The following is a 25910-nucleotide window of genomic DNA, read 5'->3' as shown; positions in this document are numbered from 1 at the left end:
GGCGCGGTCGAGCGCCCATCAGTGGGACAGTGGGGTCATGGCAGAACCCACGAATGACGCCCGGTTGGCCGTCCTGATCGACGCCGACAACGCCAGCGCCCAGCATCTTGAACGCCTGCTCGTCGAGATCGCCAAGTACGGGACGGCGACCGTGCGCCGCGCCTACGGCGACTGGACGTCCACGCGACTGTCCAAGTGGAAGCCGGAACTGCTCGCACACTCGGTCCAGCCCATCCAGCAGTTCGCGTACACAACGGGCAAGAACTCCACCGATAGCGCGCTGATCATCGACGCCATGGACCTGCTGCACGGCGGGACGGTAGATGGCTTCTGCCTGGTGTCGAGCGACAGCGACTTCACACGGCTGGCGGCGCGGATCCGCGAGCAGGGGCTCGCGGCCTACGGCTTCGGCCAGCGCAAGACGCCCAAGCCGTTCGTGGCGGCGTGCACCCAGTTCGTCTACGTGGAGAACCTGGTCGAGCCGGAGGCCGCACCCGAGCCCGCGGCCGCGGCCCCCGCCTTCAAGAAGGACCCGGCGCTCGACAAGCTGCTGTCCGAGGCCGTGGAGTCCGCTGCGGGCGACGACGGTTGGACCCAACTGGGCACCGTTGGCTCCAACCTGTCCCGGCTCGCCTCCGACTTCGACACCCGCACGTGGGGCTACGCCAAGCTGAGGGACCTGATGGAGGCTCACCCCTCGTATGAGATGACGTCCCGCAAGGCCGGCGACGGCAGGCAGTCAAACGCGTATGTACGGAAGGCTCCGCGCCGCAAGTCCCGGTAGTCGGACCACACACGCAGCCGGAACCTCGCCGTAGACGTGTGACGATAGGGAGGTCGCCCGCTGCCGGAGCGCGGTGGAGGGGATGGATCGCGTGCGCAATGACGAGTCAGAAGGCCACGATGTCGTCAGCGATGCCGACACCGACCGGCTTGCGTATCAGTCGCTGCGAAAGCGTCCCGCAGACCGCTCCGAGCGCTACGCGCTCGGCAAGGCCCTCCGCAAGAAGGTGCCGAGGCGCTCGCTAGGTGAGTGGAGCATCGGCCGCGAGGACCGGGACCCCATCGCACTCGTGGAGCAGAACCACGAGGGCCGCGTCCCGGAGCTGGTCGCCGTGCGAGTGGCACGGATGGCTGCCTCGCCATACGGGTTCCTTCGTGGCTCCGCGGTGGTCATGGCCGATGACGTGGCACGTCTTCCCGCGACCGGCATCACGCCGGTGGTGTGCGGAGACGCGCACCTGGGCAACGTGGGCTTCTACGCCTCGCCCGAGCGCGACCTGGTGCTGGACCTGAACGACTTCGACGAGGCGCACCCGGGCTCGTGGGAGTGGGACCTGCGCCGGCTGGTGGCGAGCACGTGGGTGGCCGGCCGCGAGACCGGCGCCTCGGAGAAGAAGTGCAAAGAGGCGGTGCTCAACTGCGCTCGGTCTTATCGCGACGAGATCCGCTATCAAGCGGACCAGCCTCTGTTCGCCCGCTCGTTCGAGCGACTCGACATGGACCGGATGGCTGACCACGAGACGGGCAGTTCGCTGGACTCAGAGCTCGCGCGGGCGGCCAAGCGGGCGCGCAAGCGCACCTCGGACCGCGCCCTTCCGCGCTTCACCACCGAGAACGGTGGTACCCGCCAGATCGTTGAGGAGCCGCCGCTCATCACCCGGCTACCCGAGGCCGAGGCCGAGATGGTGGCCGAGGGTCTCGACGAGTACCTGATGACTCTCGATCCGCACTGGCGCCGCCTGCTGGGTGGCTACACGCTCGTGGACGTGGCTCACAAAGTGGTGGGCGTGGGGTCCGTGGGACTGCGCGCCTATGTGGCTCTACTAGAGGGGTCCAGTGAGGACGACGTGATCTTCCTTCAGCTCAAGCAGGCTCGAAGGTCGGTGCTCGCGCGACACGTGCACGGCGACAAGGCACTACACGAGCACCAGGGTCAGCGAGTGGTGGAGTATCAGAAGGCGCTTCAAACAGTGAGTGATCCGCTGCTCGGATGGACCACCGTGGATGACCGGCAGTTCTACGTGCGGCAGTTTCGCAACATGAAGGGCGCCGTCTCGCTGAAGAACATCTCTGGGAAAGCGCTCGCGAACTACGCGGGCATCGCCGGTCGCCTGCTCGCCAAGGGCCACGCACGTACGAGCGGCGCGTCAATGATCGCCGGCTACGTGGGCAAGGGCACCAATCTGGACAAGGCGATGGCGAAGTTCGCTCGCGCTTATGCGGATCAGACCGAGGCCGACCACGAGGCATTGCTGGCCGCGGTCAAGAGTGGCCGGCTGCCGATTGCCGAGGGGTCGTAGTCGCCGCAAGCGCCCGGCCGACGCGCGGGCTGGGACAGCGCACGCCCTCGGGGCCTTAGCCCCGAGGGCGCGCCGCACCGGCTCAGTCGCCCTTCACATTGACGATCTGCCGGAGCGTGTGCTGGATCTCCACCAGGTCTGAGGCATCTGCCATCACCTGATCGATGTCCTTGTACGCCGCCGGAATCTCATCGATGAAGGCGTCCGTGTCCCGGTACTCGATGCCCACCATGGACGCCCGGAGGTCGTCCTGGGTGAACGACTTCCGAGCCCTGGACCGCGAGTACACCCGCCCGGCTCCGTGCGGAGACGAGTTGAGCGCCGGCGCGTTGCCCAGCCCGGTCACCACGTGCGAGGCGGTTCCCATCGATCCGGGGATGAGTCCCCACTCGCCGTCGGCCGCCGAGATAGCGCCCTTCCTGGACACCCAGACCTCCTTGCCCCAGTGCCTCTCCTTTGCGGAGAAGTTGTGGTGGCAGTTGATCCGGTGCTGCTCGTCGATGGTGGCCTCCGTACCGGTGGCCGCGGACATCCACCGCTCAAACTGGTCGATCACCCGATCCATCATTTCCTCCCTGTTGGCGAGCGCGTATGCCTGCGCCCACAACAGGTCGGCGATGTACTCGTCGAACTCGGGCGTGCCCTCGACCAGGTACGCGAGGTCCTTGTCCGGCAGCGTGATCCAGTACTTGGACATCTCGGTGTGAGCCACCGCGATGTGGTGCTGTGCGATCCGGTTCCCGATGCCCCGGGACCCGGAGTGCAGGAACAGCCACACCCGGTCAGACTCGTCGACGCTCACCTCGATGAAGTGGTTGCCAGAGCCGAGTGAACCTAGCTGCAGCCTCCAAGCCTTGGCGAGCGAGTCGAACCGTGCGATCTGCTCTGGGGTCGCCGCCGCCTCGAGCGTCTCGATCCGGGCAGCCGCGGTGTCCCGCAACTTGCGGTTCTTGCCGCCCGCGCTGAGTGGGATGGACCGCTCGATCTGCGACCGCAACTCGGCCAGGTCCTTGCCCTCGACGTCGTCGAGCGTGAACTGGGTCCGCACTGCGATCATGCCGCAGCCGATGTCCACGCCCACGGCCGCAGGCATGATGGCCCCCAGGGTGGGGATCACCGAGCCTACGGTCGCGCCGAGGCCCAAGTGAGCATCGGGCATGAGCGCCAGGTGCGGGTAGATGAACGGCATGGTCGAAGTGGTGATCGCCTGCTCCTTGGTCTGGGGGTCCAGGATGGACGCCCAGTTCAGAAGCCGAGAGTTCAGCTTCTCCATGGTCTTTCCTTTCGTTGAGTGGTGAGTGATGGGGTGTCGGCTGAGCCGACGTCGTGGCGAGCAGGCGTGCGCGCGCACGAGCATGACGGGTGGTGTGAGAGTCGCCGGGGCGGGGGGCCTGGCGGCTTGGCCGCTAGGCCGACCGCCCCCTAGGGAATCCCGGCCAGCGCCGCCATGTGGGCCCACGGTCGTGTGAGCACAGTGATGGTCAGCGCTTGGGCAGATAGCCCTCTCGACGCTCTACCGGTCGCCAGAGGTGGCGCTCTTGTAGGCGGAGAGGTTCTTGGGTGCGCAGAAGGAAGCCGGCGGTGGCCGAGCTCGTGGCGTCGAAGCTCATCGCGGTTCCTTTCTGTGCGTCCCTGGTGCGTGATCCGGCTGGTGCCGGCGCACGAGCATGGGACCTTAGCGCGGGCCTGGCTGGGAGCGCAAGAGCCATCGACAGGTAGTGCGCCGCCGTCACCGCGGCGGGGACTTGCGGCTTACGGCACGCAATGCCTGCAGGTGGAGCTGGGCCCTCTCCTACCTCGCTCGCCAGTGGCCGAACTCCGGTGGGAAATAGTCATCTTGGTCGAGACTCTTCTTCCAAAGGCGGTCGGGAATGTTTGGCGAGGCGAGCGCAACTGCATCCATCTGAGTCTTCAGGTTCTGGAGCGCCTTGTACCTCGCGACGTCCGAAAGTTCAGCATCGAGGGCAGTTATGGCGAGTTCTCGGCGGATACGTCCGAAGTCGCGTGACGCGCGCTCATGGCGGGCCCGTGAACCTCCCAGGTCGGTCAGGGAAGGAACAGCCGTCGCGACGACCCCGACCACGGCGAGCGACGCAGATAGCGCGGGACGCAGCCCCACATCTAGATCCAATAGGTCCGCGACGTAGGATCCGCCAGCCAACACGCCTAGCCCGAGCCCGCCAACCGTCCAGATAGTTGCCCATCGCCGCGCTGTTCCCGCGGCGCGTCCATGGTCGTGTTGGGCACGCCGGATCCGCCGGTACCAGGCAATAGCCAGGTCTTGATGCGCTCGCGTTGGCACGGTGCTCGATCTGGACATGCACTTACCGTAGCGGCGAAGTTCAAGCATCCAAAGGGGGATTTTCACGTCGGGAGCGCTGCAATCCTGTTCATAGCCAAGTCCCTTCGGGGCGCTGGTTGACCGTGGCCTTCAGGTCCACGTAGTCGACCGGCGCGCGACCTCGAAGACCGCCTCGACCTGTTCTGGCGACAGTACCGCCGGCCGCTTCTTGAACCACTTGGGCACGTCCCACTTGTCGAGCACGCGCACGTCGTCGGGCATCTGCTTGTAGGTCACCTCGGGGACGAGCGAGCCGGTGAGCACCACGACGCAGCCCACAACTGGAACCTCGAAGTTGAGGTGCGCGTCCAATAGCTTCTTGGCCCGCTCGGCCTCGTGCAGCGAGTTCCGGAGGTAGGGGACAGGCTGGCCGTTCACGCGCATCTGGTATTTGGCGACCCAGATCTTCTTGCCGGAGTGCATCTTGCTGTTGATGGTGAACACGCCCCCAGGCCCGATCACGATGTGGTCGATGTCCGATTCGCCCTTGCCGACCGGCACGCTGTGCAGCACGTGACAGCCCCTGTCCCGGAGCTTGTCGAGCTTGGCCCCGACGTACTCCTCACCCTCGGCGCCTTTGCGCCACGCTCGCTCGTCGGTGTGATTGTCGAATACGTAGCGGTTGAGGGCAGCGAACACCTTGGAGCGGTCTTTTGAGGCGGCCCATTCGGCGTCGGCCATTTGGCGCACGCCTTCACCCGGCCGATGCGCGGAGAGGTCGGTCCATTCCGGCGCCCGGGTATCTGGAGCTGGGTCCGCGACCGATGTCGAGCTTGGGGCCAAGGGTGGCGGTGGCTCAGTCGACGATGTCTCAGGCTCTTGAGCCACTTCGGGTTCGGTGTCGGTGGACTCTTCGGTGTGAACTGCGGCGGGCAGGGGGATGCCCTCATGTGTGCACCAAGCGTTCACCGCGTCTCGTGCGGGTTCGGTGGCGGCACCCGGATCGAAGACGCTTTCGCCCGTGGCCAGGTCGACGTACCCGAACTTTGTGCCCGACGCGTCTGCCACGTACGCACGGTCGTGTCCGTAGCGCTTCCATCGGGTGATGGTGAAATCATCCACGTCAGTACCAGATCGCGCTCGGGATTCCATCGGAGAACCGTTCGGGAGCAGATGGCAGGCTGTTGTGCTCGCCGCGTTCGACACGGCGTGCGGTCCACGCCATCGCGGCCGCATCGTGGAGGTCATCACGAGCGACGCCCTTGAGCCCGCGCTCTAGCCCGTCTGGGAGCACGAGACCCTCGGCTGCAAGGAGCTCGCGGCGGTGCAACGCTCCCGTGAGTGACTTCTTGTAGTCGAGCAGTGGCTCGCCCGCCATCGCGCGAAAGGAGACTTCGGGGTGGCCCTCGATTATGCGTGTCTCTGGGACACTGCGCCGGATAAAGGCATCGACATCGCGGATGCGATCCGTGATCGCCCACGCTTGTTGGCTGATGCGCTTGCCGCACGCCGCAAGGGACGCCGCCGATGCTGCAAGGTATGAATCAGATTCGACCGCGGCGCGGACCGGCGTGGGGAAGACGCTATTGCGACGCGGGCCGATGAACTTCCTTGCCTCGATATCTGCCGCGCGAGGCCCCGCATCGGGAAGCCCGATGGGGATGTCCACCACGACTGTGTTTATGCTCCATCGTTCGCGTGCGATGCGCTCCGCGGCGCTGAGCGTAGGCGCGATGAACGCCTCCGCGAAGGACTCGTCATTGATGGCGACGGCTACCCAGCCGCCCTTGCATGCGTCCAGCCCGACGACTGTCATGCGCCCTCATCTGCATCCATGTCGTCTGTATCCTCGGGCTCGAAAATTAGTTCGTCGCGCCTAGTGACCTCGAGATCACGGGCAACGGCCTTCCCCATCGCCCGTTCGATGAGGGCGACAAGGGCCTCACGGCGAGCGTCGAAGAACGCCGGAAAGTCGCCGGCGCGGAGGTGCACCGGGTCAATCTCATGGGAACGGAATACCCTGTCGAGCGCATCGCTCGACAGCCCTGACTTCACCCCGAGAGTAACGACATAGTCCGCAGGCGAGTTCGCCGAGATCATGATGTTGGTGCGGCGACTGAGTGGAGTCTTGTTCACAATTGACTCACGTTCGGCATCTTCGATCCCGTTGTCCAGGCACCATTTTCGCGGAAACACGTGGTGGATATCGACGTTCATGTCGTTGTACGTCGCGTGGTCAATGTCTTGGTCGTACTGCCAGTCCTTGCAACCGCCTCGCATAAGCAGTGCGTAGATGCCTTTGTACGCCGCCGAGCCGCGTGTTCTCAACGTCAAGAGTCGGGACTCCGCGAAGGAGGCGACCGTGACGGTCTCTGGCGGTCGGGAGCCACGACTCTGAACTGCGGCCATCGCCCAGTCCGGCACTTGTTCGACGTCGCGGGCGAACTTGGTCTCGGTAGTGGACCCGTACTGCTCGCCCAGAACCCCGCACCAGTACCACTGTTGGAGCCGTTCCTTGACCGCGTACTTGTCTGCGTCTTGAGCGAGTAGAACGCGAACTACCGTCAGTGGAACGATCTGCGTTGCGTACGGCACGAACTTGTCGGAGTGAATCCTCTGCTCGATGAGGAATTGCGCAACCCAGGGAAGTGCCGCTCGAACCTGGTCGGCCCAGGCCAAGTAGTCCGGGAGGCGCAGGCGCAAGATGTCCTCGCGTCGTGCACTGATGGAACGCGGCTTGGCCTTGCCGGCCTCGATCCCAGCAATCCTTGCTGCGCGGGTCGCGAGGAGCGTAATCGCTTGGAGGAAGAACACCTTTTGGAACCCACCTAGCGTGGGGTGCTGATCGAGAATCTTCTTGGTCTTCTTCCAATCGTCCACCAGCCGGAAGTCGCTTCCGTCCGCGCTCGCGCCGGCCGGGTCACCCGCGAATGTCGCGGTCAGGAGTTCGAACGTATCTAGTGCAAGGCCGCCGGTGTTCACTTTCTCAAAGACCGTTGCAACGGCGTCTCTCGAGGTGTCTTTGAGGAGCTCGATCCCAGGCACCTGGTACGACTTCATGGGGCCGAATACGGCACTCTGGAGAGACGTGAAGAGGTCGGTGCGATGCTGTGCGAGCTCGGGTGCTGATTTGAGGTACTCGAGCATCCAGCTGACTGCGGAATCGTCGTAGATCGCTGTGACCGGCATCAGGCCCGCTGCAAGTTGGCCCTCTAGGGTGCTGCAGTCCCGCACCACGTCACGCCCAAAGTTGGTCCGCTCTACGCGGTCCGCGGGTAACACCACGATGGCGTCCGACTGGTTGCCATCCTGGCCCAATGCCGCTTCAACGTCGAGGAAGTAGGTGACGTGCCGTAGTTTGCCCTTGTCATCGGCCGAGTGGACTATTCCGTCTCCGCCGAGCGCTTGAAAGAGTGAGGTCAAGCGCTGCTGCCCGTCGAGAAGAAGGTAGTCGGGTTGGCCAATGTGACCAATGTTTCGTCCCCGGAAGCGCTCAGCACATTCGCGACACTCGTCGCCACCTGCGACAACGCCGGTCAGGGTCTTTGGCTTGAACCGAACCTGATCAGAGCCGGTCTGCAACACCATATAGACGCCCATAGGGTGTCCTTTGAGCACGGTGACTAACAGTTCGCGTATGCGCTCGACGTCCCAGCGGTACTCGCGCTGAAAGTCGGGTAGTTGGATGCGACCTGCTCCGACGTCCTTGAGCAGGTCCGCAATTGACGGCTGTTGCATTTCGACGCTCATGTCGCCCCCTCAGCGCGGTGATGTGTCCCTAATGTAGCGCGACGCCAAAACTCGCTCATTCTCGAAGGGTTGGCAGCCTGACGACTCTGTTTGGTTCGTCCTCTTCGCAGTGGGGAGTCGGGGGAAGTCGACCGGCGGCACCTCTACGGGAATCCAGATCCCGCGCTCGCGGCGCGACGACCTCGCCCGACGGCACGCCCACGCGGAAGCGGCACGACGACGGCTTGGTGGATGACTGCCCGGCCGAGGTCGACGCGGTCGTGTCACTGTGCCGCGTGGGCGACGAGCAGGTGCCGCCGGGAACTACGCGCACAAACCGCCTGGAGGTTTGGCTCGTACACAGCGAGGCCGAGCACGAGGACACGCACCTTCAGGACGTGCTTGAGCAGGTAGCTGATGCGGTCGCTGAGCTCCTTGCGCGTGGCAACACGGTACTGCTGCACGGGGTGCTGGGCCGACCGATGCTCTGAGCAGTGTTTGCGGATTGCTCGTCGTGGTCAGCCTCAGGCCGCCGTTTGATGCGTCGATCACGAGGCCGAACGGCTCGGTGCGAGCGATGTGCCGGCGCCGGCGCACGTGGCATGCGAACAGATCGCGGTGCGCAGAGCGTTTGCAGGTGTTAGATCAAGACGGGTTGGCCTGCAAGTGAGCTCGGCCGTACGCTCTGGTTCATCATTTCGCTAGCGGTACGGAGAGGACTCATGGGGATATTCGCGGCGCTAATGCCCGGGGTGCGGCAAATCCGTACACCGTTTGCGGTCGGAGCGCTTTGGGTGGCTGTGCTCGGAATCTTCGGATGGCTACAGTGGGACGCGGTAAGTAGGGTTGCCCCCGAAATAGTGGAGATCGCGCACTCAGTTCTTCTTCTACCGGAAACGCTGCTGTTCGCGGTAGTCGCGTTTATTACGTACTTGATAGGAATTCTGGCTCAGGAGCTGTCAAAGGGGTTTCGGCGGGCGATGGGGATCTCCGCGACGGCGTTGGCAGGCAAGGTCGGAGGATGGGCAAACGCCGTAGGTCGCGCGGCGCGCACGCTAAGCGTGCCGGATAGTAGTGGACAACAGATCCGAAGCGCAGTGAAGGATGCCGTGAGTGACCGCTATGCGGAGCGTGGTCTTCCTGTCAGGGCTTCCCTTTGTTTTCCAGTGGATTTACTCGAGGATCAACTCGAGTCGTTGTCGATGCAGTTATGGCATAAGGCTCCCGACCAGTACCACGAAACCGATAGGTTGGCAGCGGAATCGGCGTTCCGGACTGGTGTTTCGTTACCGCTCTTGGTTCTTGGGATTGAACTCGGAATCCTTGGGCCATGGTGGGTGGCTTTGCTGTTCCTCGCTGCAGCTTTGGTCTTGCTACGCCAGGCGCGAGTGCTTGAAGGCGAGCGACGTGCGCTTCTGGCCACCGCGCTTAGCCAACGGCTCGCAGAAAGCCAATTGTTGGCGGGGACCGTCCGAACTCTCGAGGAGCTCAACCTCTTACAATCGACCGGATCCCTTGAATGGCAGGTTGCTACGGCCATTGCGATGGAGAAAGCGGGAAATGTCGATGGGTACGATCGGATGATCGATGATGCGGTGAGGGAAGTGTCTGAACTTGTGAACTTCTCGGATGCGGACTGGGAAGGGCAGGCTCGCGCCTATGCAGATGGAGCGACCACGTTGCTTCTAGATCATAGAGACCCGAAAGGTGCGGATCTCATCTCCCGGAAAACGGATGAGGCCATTTCACGTGTGAAAGAGGCTACGCAGGCTCCTCAGCCGGTGGACTCGATCGATGACGGTTTGAGTGCCGAAGCCGTGCTTAAACGGGTGGGACGCGAAGCTTGGCGCCGCATCTAGTTCGTGTGTCGAGCTTTTCTCCGTTTTGGCTTCCCATGCTGCAAGGGGGCGAGCGTGAAGTTCTACTTCTATAACCAGGGACGATGCGTGCAAACGGTCCGGTGGCTCGCAGCATGAAGGCAGTCCAGCCGCAGTGCAGTGTGGCGTCGCCTTCCTCCAATCCGCACAGAGCGTTCGCCTGACAAACAGTGGGCGGTGTCTTCTACGACCAGGGGCCCGTATGTGCGGCTGGCTTTGGTGCGCGAAGCGCCCCTCGCACACCAACCGGGAGGATTCTCGATCAGGCAAACGGCGCGGAAGCTAAAGTTTGTCCGGAGCGACGCCTCGGACTTCGGCAGGGTCGAACCGTGTCTGCGACTCGGCCATTTTTGACACGATCGCCTCTTCGATGTCAATCGATAGCACGTCCGCTAGTCGGAGGAGATAAGTCGCGACATCGGCGATTTCGTCCGCGGCACGTTGCTTCTTAGGCTCGTCCGCGAACTGCTGCACTGCATCGTCAGCCGGAACCCACTGAAAGAGTTCGGCGAGCTCACCGACCTCGCCTACGAGAGCGAGGACAAGTGACTTCGGGTCATGGAACTGCTCCCAGTCTCGCTCCTGAGCGAAATCTCGAATCTCGCGCGTCAGGCCTCTGAGGGAATCACTTTGAGTCATCGGTCGGGCCTCCAGGAGGTTCTGCATAGTCGAAGTACGGTCGAAGATGCTCGCGTAGTGCAGGGTCTACCACATAGACATATGTCCCCTTCATGCCACGCGTCAGGAGCACCCCATAGATGTTGCGCACCATGGCGAGCACGTCAGCGTCGCTGGTAGTGATCGCACGGAGGGCGTTGTTAGCCTTGCCCTTCTTGTCGAAGTAGTTGTTTCTGTCGAGCTCGATGCGCTTGGAACCTGGGTCGTAACGAAGATCGGCGCCGATGATCACCCCGGCGTAGTTGAGGTCGTAGCCCTGAACTGTGTGAATCGACCCGACCTCGTCGACCGAGCCCTGAGTATTGATCCAGTCGGTCGCCGAACGGTTCCAGCAGAGGCGAACGCCATCGAGTTCGATGTCGAACACCTCGCTCGCGGAATCGACGCCCTTCGATTTCCACGGCCAGGCGTAGCCGGCAACTAGGCGAGCGAGCCCGCTCTCTTGCTCTCGCTTCGAAAGCTCAGCGCGCATCAGAGGCAGGTTGTCGAAGAACTTGAGATCGTAGCTTTCGAACGCACGAGGTCCCGCCGGCGGCACGTCGGAGAGAACGTCGCGCACGTACGCGACGTAGTCCTGACCCGCTTGTACACGCATCTGGGACACGAGACGGTACCCGCGCTGGTCAGTGCTGGCTACGGCGCGCAACTTTGCCAGCGAGCCCCGCGATACGTCCATGGGCCGCACAGACTGACCCTCGTCAACGAGAAACACTTGGTGCTTGCTCGATCGGACGATCCAATCGATTTGGGTCAGATCTTCCCAACTCTCGCCGTCTCTCGCGAGTCGCTGGCTGTGCTCCCGGTAGGCCTTCGTGAGTGTGCCCATCGCTTGGGCTCCGTATTGGGTGAGTCGATGAGACTCGTCGACGATCAGCAAGTCATACCAGCGATCCGACTTCGCGACGTCGTATGGAGTGAGGACCATGTCTTGGCTCAAGCCGGGAGTGCGCTCGAACACCCTCTTGACCGACTTGCGAAGCGACTGCTGAGGGATCACAAGGCCGATGCGTGCACCTTGCAAGAGTTCTGCGTGACCTGGTTGGAAGAAATCGCTGAACACAGACTCAACGTCGGGATTGTCAGTGTCCGTGCCGTGTCGAATGTCGACCAAGAGCTTTAGGAGGTAGATCGCGACGATGGTCTTACCAGTACCTGGTCCCCCTTCGATCACGGCTGTGCTGGGACGTACCGCTTCAAGGTCTGAAAAGAGACCTTCCACGATGTCCTCGACTACTGCTTCTTGGTCCTTGTTCAGGGCCTTGAAAGGTGACAACTTGAACAGGTCGCTGTTCTCGATTTCGGGGATCTTCTTGTCGAAGAGACCCGCCTCGCGCAACTGGCCAAAAATGTCACGGAACGTCTCGTTGTAGCGGAGACGCTCGTAGTAGTCCGCATTAGTCACCCCGTCGTTGCGGTTTAGGACTTGGTACCGACCGTCACCAGAGAACATCCGGATAAGGAATGACTCGAGGTCGAGACAGACTGACTTGTTAAACGTGTCGTCGACGACGATCCGAACGGCACGAAGTCCGCGCTTCTCTGCAGAGTCGAGATGTTGCCGGATCCGACCCACGGCGTTTAGGGACTCGCCCACGTAGATCGAGGACTTGTTGTTCAAGGTGTAGACGACCGGCCAGTTGCGGTGGCGCTGAGTGTCGTCGCGCCAGGCGTCGATGCTCGCGCGGGAGAACTCGAGTTCGTGAATACGAGTGGGGTTCGGCCGGTCGGTCACCTGTCACCTCAATTCTGCACAGAACTATGCCATTCACGGCTCAGCCTATTGACCGGGAAGGCTGCTGAAGTCTTCAGACATGCGCTCCACGTCGAACTCTCGGCAGGCGTTTACGTTCGTCACTTCAGCCCAGACCGCCTCGTGGTTGGCATCTGCAGCGCCATTGGCGACTCGGCAATGCTGTGCGACAAGTAGGGCACTGGAGCGCCTGGCCGTCTGGTAAGACCTCGGGCGACACGACGGGCTTCCAGCCTCATGCGACGGCGAGGTCGTGGAGTTGCAAATGTCGCTGCCACAGAGTTGACCGGAGGAACATCCATTGCTGTGGCGGGTTCGGCACGCCCATTGTCCGCATCTGAGTTAGTGACACCGGCACATCGAGTTCCACGACCGTATCGAGGTGGACGCCAATGGCGCACGGCCGCCCCGCGAAGTAGGACTCGAACTCCGCCTCAGTCACGCCCAGGGCGTCCTTGCGCGCATTCCAGAGGTCTCGCTTGGGAGCCCTCTCGATCCGAGCGACCCTGGCGGTGGCGACAATAGCTCCCGCTGGCAGTGTCGAGTAGATAGCGAGCGGCTGTCCCGCGCTCACCAGAGGCTTCGTGCGGCGCAGTTCGACCGTCTTGCTGCCAGCGAGTATCTGAGAAACGAACCTTGGACGAATGGACATAAGCATGATGTGACTATCGCTTGTGCTCAAAAGCCACCTCCATTAGTTCGTTGGCAAGGACGGCAGGCAACTTCCAAGGTCCGCGTAGCATCATCCTGGTCCCTAGGTCTGACGCCGCTTTGGAGGCGCGGTTCAGCGACACGGATCGGTGTAGCGGTCGCGTGCGCCCGAACACGATGTACCCAACCTTGCCAGAAGAGGTCGACGCGTTTCGCACTTCCTCGCGCGTGTAGACACCGAGTCGACGATGAACGCGATATGCGTCCTTCCACGGTAGGTGTCCGGACTCGATTACCACGCTCTGTGCCACGTAGGCAGGAGTGTTGGCGCCGCTGAGGTACCAAAGGACGCGACTCCCGGCGGGAGGAATTGCAGGTGCACCCGTGTAGTAGACGTGCTCGAGGGAGATTCCAAGCGAGTCCTTGCGGGCCAGGAGACTCTCGCCGATTCCCAGCAACTCATACGCGTAGGCAGGTCTTATCGGCACGGACCAAACGGGTATCGACCGCTCGATAAGCGTTACTGGGGCCAATGCTGTCTCTAATGCAAGCAACTCTGACGAACGAATACTGCCGTCGGTGGCATCTGCAAGTCTTCGCAGTAGCGCTATTGCGTCTTGCTCGGCGCCCGGGAGTGCTTTGAGTGCCTCTCGCGCGGTGGCAGGCGACAAGAGCCCTCTAAGTCGCGGTGCGACATATCTGTCTTGGGTGCGGGCGAAGCCTTGTGCGGCAAGGGAAACCTGTACCGCAGGGGGCATCAGGGGATCGGTCACACGGACCATGCGGCTACCGTCCAGTGCGGCCGCAGTGCTTAGGAGATGCACGATGTAGCGGGCGAGGACGTCCTCGAGTTGTCCAGTCGAAACCCGGGCGAGGTGGACGTCCACCGCTTCGCCCTCGCGTGTCATGGCGACCCCAGCTAGAGGTATGCCGGCTGCGTCACAGAGCGCCCAGGCTTGGCCATGGGTGCCAGCGAGTAACAGTGGTTCTAGACGGCGGGTGATCGCGCGACGCGGCTCGCCAAGAGAGTCTGCGTTGAGGTGCTCAAGCAGGGGGATCGCTACTCGCAACTCTTCGACTACCTGAAACCCCTGCCCGTGCGCGACCGCTGGCCAATACCTCGCTCCGCCGTCGTTCATCGCCAGTTCGGCCGCCAGTTGCACTGGGCTGAAGAACTCCACCCCAAGCGAGGCGGCCACGTTCCTGAGTCGACGCTTAGCGCGGTCATCACGAGTGACCACATAGCGGACACCTGCGGCAGCTGCATAGGCAAGGTGCGCTATGTCGGATGAATCTTGTCTTCTTGCGTGTTCTCTCTCGGCCTCTGCGTCGATCGCCTCCCGCGTTGTTTCGACGGAGTCCCGTGTCGCCCGCACCATTGGGGTGGCGTTTGCGAGTCCGATGAGACGCTTGCGTTCTGACGCATTGGCGCGGCGGTCAAGCTCTCGAGGCAGTTCGGGGGTCACCAAGAGGATTGCGCCGCTCTCCTGAGCTTCGTCCAGAGCTTCGCGCGTGAGCGCTTCTTCAGAGCCCTGCTGCTCGCCATGCAGGTCGATGAATACGTTCGCATCGAGAACCACCGCAACATTGGTGCCCGCGATCCCATCCCAGGCGAATAGATCGGTGTGGCCGTGGTCAAACCACCACCAGGTGATGACCTTAGGTATCTTGCCGCGGCCCGGTTGTTCGCCGCGCGGAACGAAACCCAACTGCGGCCACACATCGTTCGCCGGAAAGTCGCGTCGGCACCGGACCAGAATCCCTGAAAGATCTGCAGTGAGCCTCGCAACCTCGCCAACGAGCGACCGGGCAATCCCGAGGCGCCTGGCTTCGCTGGCGACGGCGAGATGCGCGAGTGCTGCTCGCTGCCGCCCTCGCCGGAAGGAAGCCACGCCAAGGACGGATTGGTTCCCGCCCTGGGTTCTCTTCGTCGCTACGATCACTCCGCCACGAGCGGCGTACTCGCGCCAAGCGGCGGGAGTCAAAATGCCCAAGAACTCGCGGTTCGCGTCGGCAAGTGCAATTGCTTCTAGGAGCAAAGGAGACTCCTCGTCCACTTGCTGCAAGGTGAAGCCCGTTGGCTCCGAGCCGCCCCCGTCGCTCATGTGGTTTAGCGTGGCAGGCGGTCGTCAGATTTAGGAGTTGCCTCGCCACGCGATTACGGATGTGGCGCTCACGCGCATGCACGTCGATACGGGTAAGCAAAGGGCGTTGGCCCAGTCGTTCGGCGATGTGTCTCGGTTGACGAGGTGCTCCGGCCCGTCCACGATCGAACTGCTATCGTGTCGGCCCCAGTTCCCCGACAAGATGAAGAGACGAGTCCTCACCGATGGCTTCCCCTTGGCTCCTCAACGACTTCGAGCATCCGCTTCGCGTAGACATCACCGACGGCGCCCACATCCGCCCCATCAGCCCCGACGATCTCGACATCGACATGCCCGCCGTCATGGGCAACCAGGCGATGCTGTGGGACAAGTACGGCGACGCCTGGGGCTGGCCGCCCGCCAAGATGACGGCCGAGGAGGACCGCGAGGACCTGGTGCTCCACGCCGAGGACATGGCCGAGAACCTCTCGTTCAACTACGCGATCCTGCCTAGCGTCGAGAGCCGGCTGTTTGGCTGCATCTACATCGACCCCGCTGAGCTTGAGCCCGGCTCTAGCGTCGAACAGCCTGCCGCCGACGTCTCGTGGTGGGTCGTCCCGGACGCACCCGGAGGCCTCGCCGAAGCGGTGCGCGAGTTCGTCCCAGAATGGCTAGCGACGGCGTGGCCCTTCGCAACCGTGCGCTACCCGTTCGGCGAACTGAACTGAGCGAACGCATCGGCCGTATTGCCGCTGAGCCGCATACTGGGCCTAGTACCCAAGCCGCACAGGGAGCCCCATGAACGAGTCGCAGAGCAACGTCGCTAGCAGCCCAAAGGCCTCGTCGAAGGAGATAGCCGTTCCCGACGACTTCCAGGAGCGGGTGTTCAAGGCGATCGCGGTGCAGCGTCCCGCGGCGACGGCCTACATCAAGGAGATTCGGCGACGTAAGCCGGATGCGACTCCCGCCGAGGTCATGAAGATCATCGAGTCGCAGTACATCGCGACCACCACGTCGGCGAGTGCGGCGGCCGGTGCCACGGCCACGATTCCGGTGGTGGGCATCCCCGTGGCTATAGGACTGGGCGTCGCGGACCTGCTGTTCTTCTACGAGACCACCGCGTTGTTTGCTCTCTGCATGGCCGAGCTGCGCGGCATCCCCATTGACGATCCCGAGCGGGCCAAGGCCGTGGTGCTCGGCGCGATGCTGGGGGAGAAGCGCAAGAGCCGCGTCACCGAGCTGGTGCTGGGCGCGCTCCCTGCGGGCGCGTCTGTGGGAACCGCGCGCAAGGTGGCGGGCGGCGCCGTCTCCAAGGTCAACCCCAAGTGGGGCGACCTGCTCGCGCAGCAGCTGCCCGACTCGGCGCTGGTGCCCGTAACGATGGTGCTCGCCAAGCAGGCCATGGCGCAGGGCGCGGTCATGGGCGGGATCCGGATCGGCTCCAAGGCCGTCCCCGTGATCGGCGCGGTCGCGGGCGGCGCGACCAGCTACTACTTCGGCAGCGGCGTGGTGAAGTCGTGCCGCGAAGGCTTCTCGGCGCCCGCGGAGACATGGCCGGAATGGCTCGCGCCCGCGGAGGGCGATATGGCCGATGCGCTCGCTGACTCGCGCGCCGCGCGCACCATGCGCGCGGCGTCGGTATCGGCGAAGGGCTTTGGCGAGGTCGTGTGGCAGCGAGCTGTGGACGGCACGGCCGCGTTCCGCGGTACGGATGTCGACGGGGAGTACCAGGAGCCACAGGCGCTGACCTCGGTCAAGACGGCCGGGGCCGCTGTGGGCGGCGCGGCTGTCGGTGGCGCGAAGGCGGTTGCGGGCGCAGGGGCGAGCGCCGCTGGTGCGGTGACGGCCAAGTTCAAGCGCCGAAAGTAGTCGGCGCAGCCCGAGCGGCGCCGACGCCCGCACAGTGCCAGACTCGGAAGTGAACTCTCCGCCGAGGAAGGAGCGTTGCGTGAGCATCGAGCACGACCTGGCGACCGTCGAGCGACTCCTGGTGTCCGACGAGTCCATCCCCGTGCGCCTGCGCCTGCAGGAGGGTCTGGACGAAGACGCCTACACGGAACTCACCGGCGCGCTCGAAAGGCTCGTTGATTACTACGCGGACCGGCCCGACGTGCCCAAGCGCCTCGCGTTCGCGTTCGTGGACCTCGGCGCTGCCTTCTCCTACCCGGAAGGCATCTACCCCGATGACGAGCTCATGCGCATCGAGGACGCGGGGCAGGAGCTGTCGCAGATGGGTCAGCGGCTCTTCGGCGACGCGGACTGAGCCTGTCGAACCGGCTCACGCGGCCGCGTGGCTCGGTACCAACCGGCGAGCAGCAGCACGATGAGCGTCACGTCCACCGCGTCGCCGCCGTAGTACATCAGTTGCGAGCCGAGTTGCCCGTCGGCGGTCTCGACCCCGGCCGGCGGGTTCGCGTAGAGCCACTTGGCGAGGATCGAGTGGGCCGCGATGAACGCCACCAGCACCACGGCGCGCACGCGGATGGGCGCCCGGTGAGGGTCCGGGTCCACGCCCACGATCGATGCCGTGAAGACGTAGCCGGCCAGGAAGACGTGTGCGTGCACGAGCGCATGAATTAGTACCGACGAGTGCATCAGCGTGTAGAGGTCGGTCGTGTAGAGCAGCCAGAGTCCGCCGGCGTTAAGGACGGCCGCGGTGACTGGGTACGTGACCACGCGCACGAACGGGCTGCGCAGCAGTCGGCTCAGAGACCGGGCGCGCGCCACGGGGAGGGCTTGAAGCCCGAGGGTGATGGGCGCGCTGAGCACCAGCAGCAGCGGCGCGAGCATCCCCAACAGCAGGTGCCCGGCCATGTGGGCCGTGAAGCTGGCGTGCGCGGCCTCGGCAAGAGGGCCGGTGAGTGCTACGCCGGCGCAGGCGAGACCCACATACCAGGCCGCTGTGCGGGGGAGCGGCCAGGGCGTGCGGCCCCGGGCGGACCACAGCGCGAGCGCGTAACCGGCCGCCGCCGCGGCCAGCACGAGCAACACCACGGCGTCGAAGGCGGCCCACCCGGCCGTGGCCTGTCCGTGGGCGGCGCCGTGCTCGCCGAGGTGGCCCGCGAGCCACATCTCAGTCACGAGTGCGCGCGGGCTGGGGGTGCGTGCGCCACAGCATCAGCAGCCCGATGACGAGCGCGAGCACGGCCGTGCCGATCCACACGACGTCGTAGAGCAGCAGGTCCACGTCATAGCGGATCTGATGGATGCCGAGGATCTTGTGAAAGACCACGCCGTCGAGGAGCTGGAAGAACCCGACCCCCGTGATGACCGCCCCGGTCCACCGCCTCCAGGCGACCCCCGCGCGGCGGCGCAGGTCGGCCAGCAGGAACAGCCCACCGATGGTGATGAACCAGCCGAAGGCGTGGAAGAACCCATCGGCCACCAACGCCACGTGCGTGGTCGACAGGTCATAGAAGTGGTGCCATTGCAGCACCAGGTGAAAGACGAACAGGTCGACGATCGACGCCGCGATCCCGCACCCGAACAGGAAGCCGGACAGCACGGTGCGGCGGTCCACCTTGGTGCCCTCGGCCGCGACGGCACGGGCTCCGGGATCGGCCATGAGGGCTCCTTCGCGTCGGCGTCGTGTCTCGTCAGTCCATTGTTCGTTCGGGTGCGGCGAGCTGCAACCGAGCCCGGGGCCGGCGCTCAGCCGGCCCGCGCATCGGCCGCCTGCGACATAGCTGGGCCGCGCCATAATGAAGCGGTGGCCTCGAAACGGATCTTTCGCAAACTGGTCGATGCCGACGAGTCGGAGCTCGAGAGCCTCACCGAGGAGGCCCGGCCGAACGTCCCCCGCAACGCGATTCGCCAGATGGCCGCGCAGACGCTGCAGTCGATGGGTGACCAGGTGGTCAACGCCAAGACGGTGCTGCCGTGGCTCGTGAGCGCGCTCGGCGCACCCGGGGCTTTCGTCGCCTTCCTGGTGCCCATCCGCGAGTCGGGGTCGATGCTGCCGCAGGCCGCGTGGGCGCCGCGCGTGCGAAGCCGGCGCTTGCGCAAGTGGGTGTGGGTCGCGGGAGCAGTCGGCCAAGCGACCGCAACTGCTGGGCTGGCGCTGGTAGCCGCGACCGCATCGGGCACCCTGGCGGGTGTGGGCATACTGGCCGCGCTCGCGGTCTTCGCGCTCGCCCGCTCGCTGAGCTCGATCGCGAGCAAGGACGTGCTGGGCCGTACCGTGCCCAAGGGGCAGCGAGGCCAGATCAAGGGGATCGCTGCCATGGCATCGGCCGCCGTGGCGCTCACGCTCGGACTGTCGCTGCGGGTGTGGGGCGGCGACGATCTGGGGGTCGGCGTGCTCGCCGCGCTGCTCGGGGGCGCCGCGCTGGTGTGGGCTTGCGCGGCGGTGGTCTTCTCGACCATCCGCGAGCCTGCGGGGGAGGTCGAGACGCCCGATGCGGACGGGGCAGGTTGGGCGGCGCAGGCGCGCGACCTTTGGAGGGCCGATGCGGTCTTCCGGCGGTTTGTCATCGCGCGGGCCCTGCTGCTCGTCTCGGCGCTCAGCCCACCGTTCGTCGTGGCTCTTGCTGCTCAACAGGGCGCGTCGGGGCTGTCCTCGCTCGGGCTGTTCGTGATCGCGCAGGGGGTGGCGGGCCTGGTGGGTGGGCGCGTGTTCGGCCGGCTTGCGGACCGGTCGTCGAGGCGGCTGATGATCGGGGCGTCCATCGCGAGCTCGGTGGTGATTGTGGCTTTCTTGGGTGCGCTGATGGCGCCCTTCTTGGGGGAGGCGGTATGGCTCGCGCCCGCGACGTATCTGTTGCTTGCGTTCGTGCACATCGGCGCGCGACTGGCCCGCAAGACGTACGTGGTGGACATCGCCGAGGGCGACCAGCGCACTCAGTACGTGGCGGTGGCCAACACCTTGATGGGGGTGCTGCTGCTGGCGGTTGGTGCGGTGACCGCGGGGTTGGCGGCGTGGGGTCCTGAGTTCGCGCTGGCGCTGCTCGCGGTGCTGGGCGTGGCCGGAGCCGTGGTGGGGCGTGGGCTGCCGGAGGCGGGGCGCAAGTAGGCGGTCCGTGCTGCGCTTTTCGGGGCGCGTAGATTTTGCAGGGGTGATGGTCGCCTTTGATGCTGCGGCTCACCGATGTCAGACCTCGATGATGTGATGGATACATGACCGAGGCACCGGCATTGCTCGCCCCCATTCAGGGCGATGCTGCGCGGGATTCTCAAGGCGCCGCGACGTGGGATCAGCGGGTGCGCGCCGCCCTCGTGGATCGGCGCGAGTTGACGCACGCTGGCGTCAGCGCGATGGCAGACGACGATCTGGTCGCTCTTGGTGCTGCGCTCGGCGCGGTGCGCAAAGACGCGGACCGGATGATGGCCGTGGTGGCCGCCGAGCAGGCCGCGCGCTCCCGTGCCAAGAACAAGGAGCTGGGGCTGGCGCGCCGTCGCGGCAAAGGTGACGAGCGCGGGATGGTCTCCTCTCAGACTGGCGGCTCCGATGCCGAGGCGGGCCGCCTCATCGAACTGGGTGAGGCGCTGCGCGATGTTGAACGTGCTGGCGTGGAACGGGCGGGCGGTGAGGAAGGTGCGCCGCCGCCGTCGGATCAGAACCATGAGCAGCCCGAGCCCGTCCCCGTCTTCCCGATCGTGGCCGAGGCCGTGAGCGCCGGAGAGTTGGGGGTCGAGGCTTCCACGATGATCTTGCGGATGCTGCGACGCGTAGCGACCAGGTGCACCGAGCAGGCGGTGGCGGCGGCCGAGAAGGACCTGGTGGAGTCCGCGCAGTACATGCGGCTCGACCGTCTGGCGAAGCTCATCACTCGCACCGAGGAGCGCCTAGACCGGGAGCACCTCGAGGAACTCGCGCGGGACCGGCGCGAGCGACGCTATTTGCGCATCGGGGAGGCGGCCGACGGCATGATCACGGTCAACGGTCGGCTCGATCCCGAGAACGGCGCACCCCTCATCGCCGTGTTGCAGGCGATGGTCAACCAGAACTTTCGGCTGCGCAAGCGCATGCAAGACGCTGCCAAGGCAGGCGAGTCCGTGGTGATCGACGAGCGCACCCCTGAGCAGGTGAGGGCCGATGCCATTGGTGACTTCGCGCGCCACCTCGCCGGGTGCGAGGTCGAGGTGCTGCCGCGCTCGGGCGTGTCCCTCGTGGTGAGGACCACGCTCGAAGAGTTGCGTGAGGGATTGGGTGGGGCATCGGTTGATGGGCTCGCGACCTCGATGGACGCGGGCATGCTGCGACGCGCGGCCGCCGCCGCGGGAGTGATCCCGGAGGTGATGGGCGGGCCCTCGGTGGTGTTGGACTTCGGACGTCGCCGGCCGCACTTCACACACGCGCAGAAGCTGGCGCTCGTCGAGCGCGACGGCGGGTGCGCGATGTGTGGCGCTCCGCCCTCGTGGTGCGACGCGCACCATATTCGTCATTGGGCTCACGGTGGACCCACGGACCTGGCCAACGGCGTGATGTTGTGCGTGCGATGTCATCACGACATCCATAACGCCGATTGGCAGATCCACGCCACCGCCGAAGAGGTGTGGTTCACGCCTCCGGCCATCGTCGATCCCGCCCGGCGAAGACGCCCCGGTGGACGTCGGCTGTTCGATGCATATCCGCTCGAACCCGAGCCGGCTTCCAGTCCTAGCGCTGCGGACGACCGATGCGCGTTGGCGGCTCGCGAGCCGTGCGTGGTGGCGCGGGTGAACTGTGACGCCTACGGGCACTGGCGTGAGGAACAGCCCGCGCGGGCGTACGCGGAGCACATGGTCCGGAGCGCGAGCCCGAGCCCGAGCCCGAGCCAGAGCCGGAGCCAGAGCCGGAGCCGGAGCCGGAGTCAGAGTCGGAGTCGGAGTCGGAGTCGGAGCCGGAGCCAGCGCGGTCGGGCTCGTGGTGCCTGCAGCGGCCCGCTCGCCGGGCCGGGGGAGAGCCGTACCGGCAGGCGAGCACGCCGTCCGGTGGGTGCGCGGCCACCAAGCCGGGCGTCGCCGTCGTCGCACCTTGGTGCCCTCACGGCGGCGATGCGGTGAAGGCACCGGGCGCCGGGCACCGGGCGTCCGGAACTGGGCATCGGGGGTAGGGAACTGGGCACCGGGTATCGGGGACTATCGCCGGTGTAGTCGCCACGGCCGCGCTCGCGGCGTTCGGTCTCGTCCGGTCGCTTCACTCGATCATGAGCAAGGGCGTGCTGGACCGAGCTTTGTCCCAGGCGGTTCGCGCCTAAGTGCCTCCGCCGAACAGGCCGTGCCAGGATCGAGTCATGACAACATCAGGCGGAATCGTCCACGTGGTCCTGACGCAGTGGCGCAGCGACACCCCTAGCGAGGCCCTCGCCGCGTTACCGGAGATGCTCGCTCGATTCCCCGAAGAGATCCCCGGAGTCGTGAGCGTGGTCCACGGCGAGAGCGTCAGCACGGAGGGACTCGAGGCCGGCTACGACTGGGCCCTCCTGGTGACCTTTGACAGCGTGGAGGCGCGCGACGGATACCTGCCTCACCCTACGCACCTCCCGGTGGCGGGAGTGATCGGCGAGTGGGCCGAGCGCCTCGTGGCGTAGCGCGGCTCCGAAAGGCTGTCGCGTAGGCCCCTAGAGCAGCCGGTTCAGCGCTCCCAGCGGGATCTGCACCCAGTCCGGACGGTAGTTCGACTCGTAGACCACCTCGTAGAGGGCCTTGTCGATCTCGTAGGCGTGCAGCAGAGCCACCGCGGTCGCGGTCTGCTCGTAGCCGTAGCCGCGCAGGAACGCGATGCGGTTGCGGCTCACCCAGTCGTTGATGTGCTCGGTGTCTTCGATGCCCGTGACGATCGCGACCGAGTGCGCCGCGTAGTCCAGCGACCGGAGCTGGCCCGCGACGTCGCGGGCGACAGAATCCAGTCGCGTGCGCTCCAGAAGCGGCTGCGCCGGCTCGCCCTCGAAGTCGATGATCTTCCATCCGGACGTGGTGCGCAGCGTCTGTCCCAAGTGGAAGTCGCCGTGCACGCGCTGCACCGGCACCGGAGTGCCCGAGTCGATCGCAGCGTAGGCCTCGCGGGCGCGTTCGGCGTAGTCGGCGACGGACGGCTGCATGGAGACTGCGGCCTCGAGGCGGGCATTGAGGCGCTCGACCAACGTGCCGATCTCCGAGGGGCCCCAGCTTCCCGTCGGAAGGGTCTGGCGCATCTGCTCGTGCACGATGGCGAGTGTCGCGCCCAGGCGCTCGCTCTCGCCGGCGAAGTCGCCGCCGGCCTCGCGAGCCCTGACCGCATCGTCCTGAAGGGCGCGCACGCTGGTGCGGGCCGTGTCCCAGCCGTCGGTCGCGGAGCGCTGGAACACGCCGATCATTGCGAGGTCGATGTCGCCTGCGCTGATCCAGCCCTGGAGCGGCGAGATCTCGTCGGAGCCCAGTTCGGTGAGCGCCGCCTGGATCTCGATGTCCGGGTTGCGGCCAGGCGCGAGCTTGCGAAAGAACTTGATGAGGCTCTCGCCGACGATCACGGACGTGTTGCTCTGCTCAGCCGAGAGCAGCACGTTGTCGTCGTGAGACTCGAGGGCGAAGCCGTCGATGCGCGAGTACTCGATGCCGGCCGGCGTCTGCGCACCCTCGGCGAAGCCCTGCAGCAGGACGCCGCGAGCCTCCGGGTCGTGCAGCGCGTCGTAGACGTAGAAGACCTCGCCGTCGAGGGTGCCCGCGCCGATGAACCCATAGGACAGGTCCTCGCGCGGCGTCTGCCGGTAGGACAGCGGCACGTTGAACAGCGAGCCCGCGGCGACGAGCTCGAACCGGACCCCGAGGCCCGAGGACGGGTCGCTCAGCCACTCGAGCTCGCGAACCTCGGTGATCGCGACCTCTTCCTGGCCCTGGCCGAACCAGCGCTGGCGCGCCAAGTAGGCGCTGAGTTCCGGGCGTTCGATCCACTGACTCATGGCAGTGTTCCTTCCGTGAGAGCGGGCCGGCTGATCCGGAACCAGTAGAACCCGTATCCGGCGAGGGTCAGCAGATACGGCAGTTCGCCAATGGCGGGGAACTCCACGCCACCGAGCATCTCCACCGGCTGCGAACCGCTGAACTGATGCAGGTCGAGCTCGACCGGCTGGGGGAAGCGGGAGAGGTTGTTGACGCACAGCATCACGTCGTCGCCGTCCTCCCGCAGATAGGACAGCACCGACGGGTTGGACCCGCCGAGGTCGTAGAAGCTTCCGCGACCGAAGGCCGAGTGCTGGCGGCGCACGTGGATCATCCGGCGCGTCCAGTGCAGCAGCGAGGAGGTGCTCTCCTGCTGCGCCTCGACGTTCACCGACTGATACCCGAACACCGGGTCCATCACCGGCGGCAGCGCCAGCTTGCCTGGGTTCGCCTGCGAGAAGCCCGCGTTGCGATCGGGCGTCCACTGCATCGGCGTGCGGACGCCGTCGCGGTCACCCAGCCAGATGTTGTCGCCCATGCCGATCTCGTCGCCGTAATACAGCACCGGGGACCCCGGCAGGCTGAGCAGCAGAGCGGTGAACAGCTCCATCTGGTTGGTGTCGTTGTCGAGCAGAGGAGCGAGCCTGCGCCGGATGCCGATGTTGGCCTTCATGCGCGGGTCGGTGGCGTACTCGTTCCACATGTAGTCGCGGTCCTCGTCCGTCACCATCTCGAGCGTGAGCTCGTCGTGGTTGCGCAGGAAGATGCCCCACTGGCAGTGGTCCGGGATCGCGGGCGTCTGGTCGAGGATCTCGCTGATGGGGTAGCGCGACTCGCGCCTGACCCCCATGAAGATGCGCGGCATGACCGGGAAGTGGAAGCACATGTGGCACTCGTCGCCGCCCACGGCCGGGTCGCCGAAGTAGTCCACGACGTCCGCGGGCCACTGGTTCGCCTCGGCGAGCAGCACGCGGCCCGGGAAGTTCGTGTCCACGTACTTGCGGACGGTCTTGAGGAAGTCGTGGGTGCGGGCCAGATTCTCGCCGTTGGTGCCCTCCTCCTCGTAGAGGTAGGGGACGGCGTCCAGGCGGAATCCGTCGACGCCGCGCTCGAGCCAGAACTTCAGCACGTCGATCATCGCCTGGTGCACGGCGGGGTTCTCGAAGTTGAGGTCCGGCTGGTGGCCGTAGAACCGGTGCCAGAAGTACTGCTGGCGCACGGGGTCCCAGGTCCAGTTCGAGGTCTCGGTGTCGACGAAGATGATCCGCGCGTCCGAGTACGGCTCGTCCGTGTCGTTCCACACGTAGAAGTCGCCGTACGGACCCTCCGGGTCGCTGCGCGAGGCCTGGAACCACGGGTGCTGGTCCGAGGTGTGGTTCATGACCACGTCGATGATCACGCGGATGCCGCGCGAGTGCGCCTCGTCGAGGAAAGCCTGGAAGTCATCGATGGTGCCGATGTCCTCGGAGACGGCGGTGTAGTCCGCGACGTCGTAGCCGCCGTCCTTCAAGGGTGAGGGGAAGAAGGGCGGGAGCCACAGGCAGTCCACCCCGAGCCACTCGAGGTAGTCGAGCTTCTCTGTCAGCCCCTTGAGGTCACCGATCCCGTCCCCCGAGGAGTCGCGGAAGGACCGGATGAGCACCTCGTAGAACACCGCCGATTTGAACCAGTCGACGTCCGTGTGGTCTATGCCCTGCTCGACATCAGTCATGTGCCCAA

The 25910-nt window shown here is 65.2% G+C and carries 23 protein-coding genes; 10 read left to right on the top strand and 13 right to left on the bottom strand.

All coding sequences use genetic code 11. The features are described from left to right. Positions 1-37 precede the first annotated feature (37 nt). A complete protein-coding gene (locus tag ACNI3K_RS07970) occupies positions 38-784 on the top strand; it encodes an NYN domain-containing protein (protein ID WP_419391349.1) in 747 nt (248 codons plus the stop codon). Positions 785-875: 91 nt separating this feature from the next. After that, positions 876-2303 carry a DUF2252 domain-containing protein gene (locus ACNI3K_RS07965; RefSeq protein WP_419391348.1) on the top strand — a complete coding sequence of 476 codons (1428 nt, stop codon included), beginning with the start codon at positions 876-878 and terminating at the stop codon, positions 2301-2303. An 82-nt stretch (positions 2304-2385) separates the two neighbouring features. Here ACNI3K_RS07965 and ACNI3K_RS07960 read toward each other — a convergent pair whose 3' ends face one another. From ACNI3K_RS07960 to ACNI3K_RS07940, 5 genes are all read right to left on the bottom strand, one after another. After that, a complete protein-coding gene (locus ACNI3K_RS07960) occupies positions 2386-3576 on the bottom strand; it encodes an RtcB family protein (RefSeq protein WP_419391347.1) in 1191 nt (396 codons plus the stop codon). A gap of 519 nt (positions 3577-4095) precedes the next feature. Then, on the bottom strand, positions 4096-4623 hold the full coding sequence (locus ACNI3K_RS07955; protein ID WP_419391346.1) for a hypothetical protein: 528 nt from the start codon (positions 4621-4623) through the stop codon (positions 4096-4098). 111 nt (positions 4624-4734) lie between these two features. Beyond that, positions 4735-5706, bottom strand: a complete 972-nt coding sequence (locus ACNI3K_RS07950; RefSeq protein ID WP_419391345.1) for a nuclease-related domain-containing protein — start codon at positions 5704-5706, stop codon at positions 4735-4737. A 1-nt stretch (position 5707) separates the two neighbouring features. Then, positions 5708-6400 (bottom strand): DUF429 domain-containing protein, encoded by a 693-nt coding sequence (locus ACNI3K_RS07945; RefSeq protein WP_419391344.1) that lies wholly within the window; start codon positions 6398-6400, stop codon positions 5708-5710. Then, positions 6397-8334 (bottom strand): GmrSD restriction endonuclease domain-containing protein, encoded by a 1938-nt coding sequence (locus tag ACNI3K_RS07940; protein WP_419391343.1) that lies wholly within the window; start codon positions 8332-8334, stop codon positions 6397-6399. The genes ACNI3K_RS07945 and ACNI3K_RS07940 overlap by 4 nt, the downstream gene beginning before the upstream one ends. A 227-nt stretch (positions 8335-8561) precedes the next feature. Here ACNI3K_RS07940 and ACNI3K_RS07935 point away from each other — a divergent pair, with 227 nt between their 5' ends. Next, entirely contained in the window at positions 8562-8804 is a 243-nt protein-coding gene (locus ACNI3K_RS07935; protein WP_419391342.1) for a hypothetical protein, read from the top strand. A gap of 369 nt (positions 8805-9173) precedes the next feature. Next, the gene (locus ACNI3K_RS07930) at positions 9174-10172 is read left to right on the top strand and encodes a hypothetical protein (RefSeq protein ID WP_419391341.1); all 999 of its coding nucleotides are present in this window, start codon (positions 9174-9176) and stop codon (positions 10170-10172) included. 300 nt (positions 10173-10472) lie between these two features. Here ACNI3K_RS07930 and ACNI3K_RS07925 read toward each other — a convergent pair whose 3' ends face one another. From ACNI3K_RS07925 to ACNI3K_RS07910, 4 genes are all read right to left on the bottom strand, one after another. Continuing rightward, positions 10473-10829, bottom strand: a complete 357-nt coding sequence (locus tag ACNI3K_RS07925) for a nucleotide pyrophosphohydrolase (protein WP_419391340.1) — start codon at positions 10827-10829, stop codon at positions 10473-10475. Further along, positions 10816-12600 (bottom strand): DNA/RNA helicase domain-containing protein, encoded by a 1785-nt coding sequence (locus ACNI3K_RS07920; protein ID WP_419391339.1) that lies wholly within the window; start codon positions 12598-12600, stop codon positions 10816-10818. The genes ACNI3K_RS07925 and ACNI3K_RS07920 overlap by 14 nt, the downstream gene beginning before the upstream one ends. Before the next feature lie 253 nt (positions 12601-12853). Continuing rightward, entirely contained in the window at positions 12854-13270 is a 417-nt protein-coding gene (locus tag ACNI3K_RS07915; RefSeq protein ID WP_419391633.1) for an ASCH domain-containing protein, read from the bottom strand. A gap of 13 nt (positions 13271-13283) precedes the next feature. Beyond that, entirely contained in the window at positions 13284-15374 is a 2091-nt protein-coding gene (locus ACNI3K_RS07910; RefSeq protein ID WP_419391338.1) for a GNAT family N-acetyltransferase, read from the bottom strand. Between the two features lie 224 nt (positions 15375-15598). On the opposite strand from ACNI3K_RS07910, the gene ACNI3K_RS07905 reads away from it, so the two are divergent. The 3 genes from ACNI3K_RS07905 to ACNI3K_RS07895 all read left to right on the top strand — a co-directional run bounded on the left by ACNI3K_RS07905 (position 15599) and on the right by ACNI3K_RS07895 (position 17616). Further along, a complete protein-coding gene (locus tag ACNI3K_RS07905; protein ID WP_419391337.1) occupies positions 15599-16081 on the top strand; it encodes a GNAT family N-acetyltransferase in 483 nt (160 codons plus the stop codon). A gap of 70 nt (positions 16082-16151) precedes the next feature. Then, positions 16152-17222, top strand: coding sequence for a hypothetical protein (locus ACNI3K_RS07900; RefSeq protein WP_419391336.1), 1071 nt, complete (start codon positions 16152-16154; stop codon positions 17220-17222). 79 nt (positions 17223-17301) lie between these two features. Further along, on the top strand, positions 17302-17616 hold the full coding sequence (locus ACNI3K_RS07895; protein ID WP_419391335.1) for a hypothetical protein: 315 nt from the start codon (positions 17302-17304) through the stop codon (positions 17614-17616). On the opposite strand, the gene ACNI3K_RS07890 is transcribed toward ACNI3K_RS07895, so the two are convergent. Together ACNI3K_RS07890 and ACNI3K_RS07885 are read right to left on the bottom strand one after the other, a co-directional pair. Beyond that, positions 17589-18425, bottom strand: coding sequence for a cytochrome c oxidase assembly protein (locus tag ACNI3K_RS07890; protein ID WP_419391632.1), 837 nt, complete (start codon positions 18423-18425; stop codon positions 17589-17591). The two genes, ACNI3K_RS07895 and ACNI3K_RS07890, sit on opposite strands and share 28 nt — an antisense overlap. Before the next feature lies 1 nt (position 18426). After that, complete coding sequence (locus tag ACNI3K_RS07885) at positions 18427-18918, bottom strand: DUF2243 domain-containing protein (protein WP_419391334.1); 492 nt, start codon at positions 18916-18918, stop codon at positions 18427-18429. Between the two features lie 144 nt (positions 18919-19062). Between ACNI3K_RS07885 and ACNI3K_RS07880 the strand changes: the two genes are divergently transcribed. From ACNI3K_RS07880 to ACNI3K_RS07870, 3 genes are all read left to right on the top strand, one after another. Next, complete coding sequence (locus ACNI3K_RS07880) at positions 19063-20364, top strand: MFS transporter (RefSeq protein WP_419391333.1); 1302 nt, start codon at positions 19063-19065, stop codon at positions 20362-20364. 104 nt (positions 20365-20468) lie between these two features. Then, entirely contained in the window at positions 20469-22337 is a 1869-nt protein-coding gene (locus ACNI3K_RS07875) for an HNH endonuclease signature motif containing protein (RefSeq protein ID WP_419391332.1), read from the top strand. Positions 22338-22567: 230 nt separating this feature from the next. After that, positions 22568-22864, top strand: coding sequence for a Dabb family protein (locus ACNI3K_RS07870; protein ID WP_419391331.1), 297 nt, complete (start codon positions 22568-22570; stop codon positions 22862-22864). Between the two features lie 30 nt (positions 22865-22894). Here the strand turns inward: ACNI3K_RS07870 and ACNI3K_RS07865 are convergent, their stop codons facing one another. Both ACNI3K_RS07865 and treS read right to left on the bottom strand, forming a co-directional pair. Next, positions 22895-24211 carry a maltokinase N-terminal cap-like domain-containing protein gene (locus ACNI3K_RS07865; RefSeq protein ID WP_419391330.1) on the bottom strand — a complete coding sequence of 439 codons (1317 nt, stop codon included), beginning with the start codon at positions 24209-24211 and terminating at the stop codon, positions 22895-22897. Further along, positions 24208-25902 carry a maltose alpha-D-glucosyltransferase gene (gene treS, locus ACNI3K_RS07860; protein WP_419391329.1) on the bottom strand — a complete coding sequence of 565 codons (1695 nt, stop codon included), beginning with the start codon at positions 25900-25902 and terminating at the stop codon, positions 24208-24210. The genes ACNI3K_RS07865 and treS overlap by 4 nt, the downstream gene beginning before the upstream one ends. Positions 25903-25910 lie beyond the last annotated feature (8 nt).

The organism is Demequina ureilytica, from assembly GCF_048553575.1.
Classification (GTDB): domain Bacteria; phylum Actinomycetota; class Actinomycetes; order Actinomycetales; family Demequinaceae; genus Demequina.
This window is presented reverse-complemented; position numbering and strand designations above follow the sequence as displayed.

Bases quoted from the DNA above. Each gene is read 5' to 3' on its own strand.
- ACNI3K_RS07970 (WP_419391349.1), top strand. From the start codon at position 38: ATGGCAGAACCCACGAATGACGCCCGGTTGGCCGTCCTGATCGACGCC.
- ACNI3K_RS07960 (WP_419391347.1), bottom strand. From the start codon at position 3,576: ATGGAGAAGCTGAACTCTCGGCTTCTGAACTGGGCGTCCATCCTGGAC.
- ACNI3K_RS07955 (WP_419391346.1), bottom strand. From the start codon at position 4,623: ATGTCCAGATCGAGCACCGTGCCAACGCGAGCGCATCAAGACCTGGCT.
- ACNI3K_RS07945 (WP_419391344.1), bottom strand. From the start codon at position 6,400: ATGACAGTCGTCGGGCTGGACGCATGCAAGGGCGGCTGGGTAGCCGTC.
- ACNI3K_RS07940 (WP_419391343.1), bottom strand. From the start codon at position 8,334: ATGAGCGTCGAAATGCAACAGCCGTCAATTGCGGACCTGCTCAAGGAC.
- ACNI3K_RS07925 (WP_419391340.1), bottom strand. From the start codon at position 10,829: ATGACTCAAAGTGATTCCCTCAGAGGCCTGACGCGCGAGATTCGAGAT.
- ACNI3K_RS07915 (WP_419391633.1), bottom strand. From the start codon at position 13,270: ATGTCCATTCGTCCAAGGTTCGTTTCTCAGATACTCGCTGGCAGCAAG.
- ACNI3K_RS07910 (WP_419391338.1), bottom strand. From the start codon at position 15,374: ATGAGCGACGGGGGCGGCTCGGAGCCAACGGGCTTCACCTTGCAGCAA.
- ACNI3K_RS07905 (WP_419391337.1), top strand. From the start codon at position 15,599: ATGGCTTCCCCTTGGCTCCTCAACGACTTCGAGCATCCGCTTCGCGTA.
- ACNI3K_RS07900 (WP_419391336.1), top strand. From the start codon at position 16,152: ATGAACGAGTCGCAGAGCAACGTCGCTAGCAGCCCAAAGGCCTCGTCG.
- ACNI3K_RS07890 (WP_419391632.1), bottom strand. From the start codon at position 18,425: ATGTGGCTCGCGGGCCACCTCGGCGAGCACGGCGCCGCCCACGGACAG.
- ACNI3K_RS07885 (WP_419391334.1), bottom strand. From the start codon at position 18,918: ATGGCCGATCCCGGAGCCCGTGCCGTCGCGGCCGAGGGCACCAAGGTG.
- ACNI3K_RS07875 (WP_419391332.1), top strand. From the start codon at position 20,469: ATGACCGAGGCACCGGCATTGCTCGCCCCCATTCAGGGCGATGCTGCG.
- ACNI3K_RS07870 (WP_419391331.1), top strand. From the start codon at position 22,568: ATGACAACATCAGGCGGAATCGTCCACGTGGTCCTGACGCAGTGGCGC.
- ACNI3K_RS07865 (WP_419391330.1), bottom strand. From the start codon at position 24,211: ATGAGTCAGTGGATCGAACGCCCGGAACTCAGCGCCTACTTGGCGCGC.
- treS (WP_419391329.1), bottom strand. From the start codon at position 25,902: ATGACTGATGTCGAGCAGGGCATAGACCACACGGACGTCGACTGGTTC.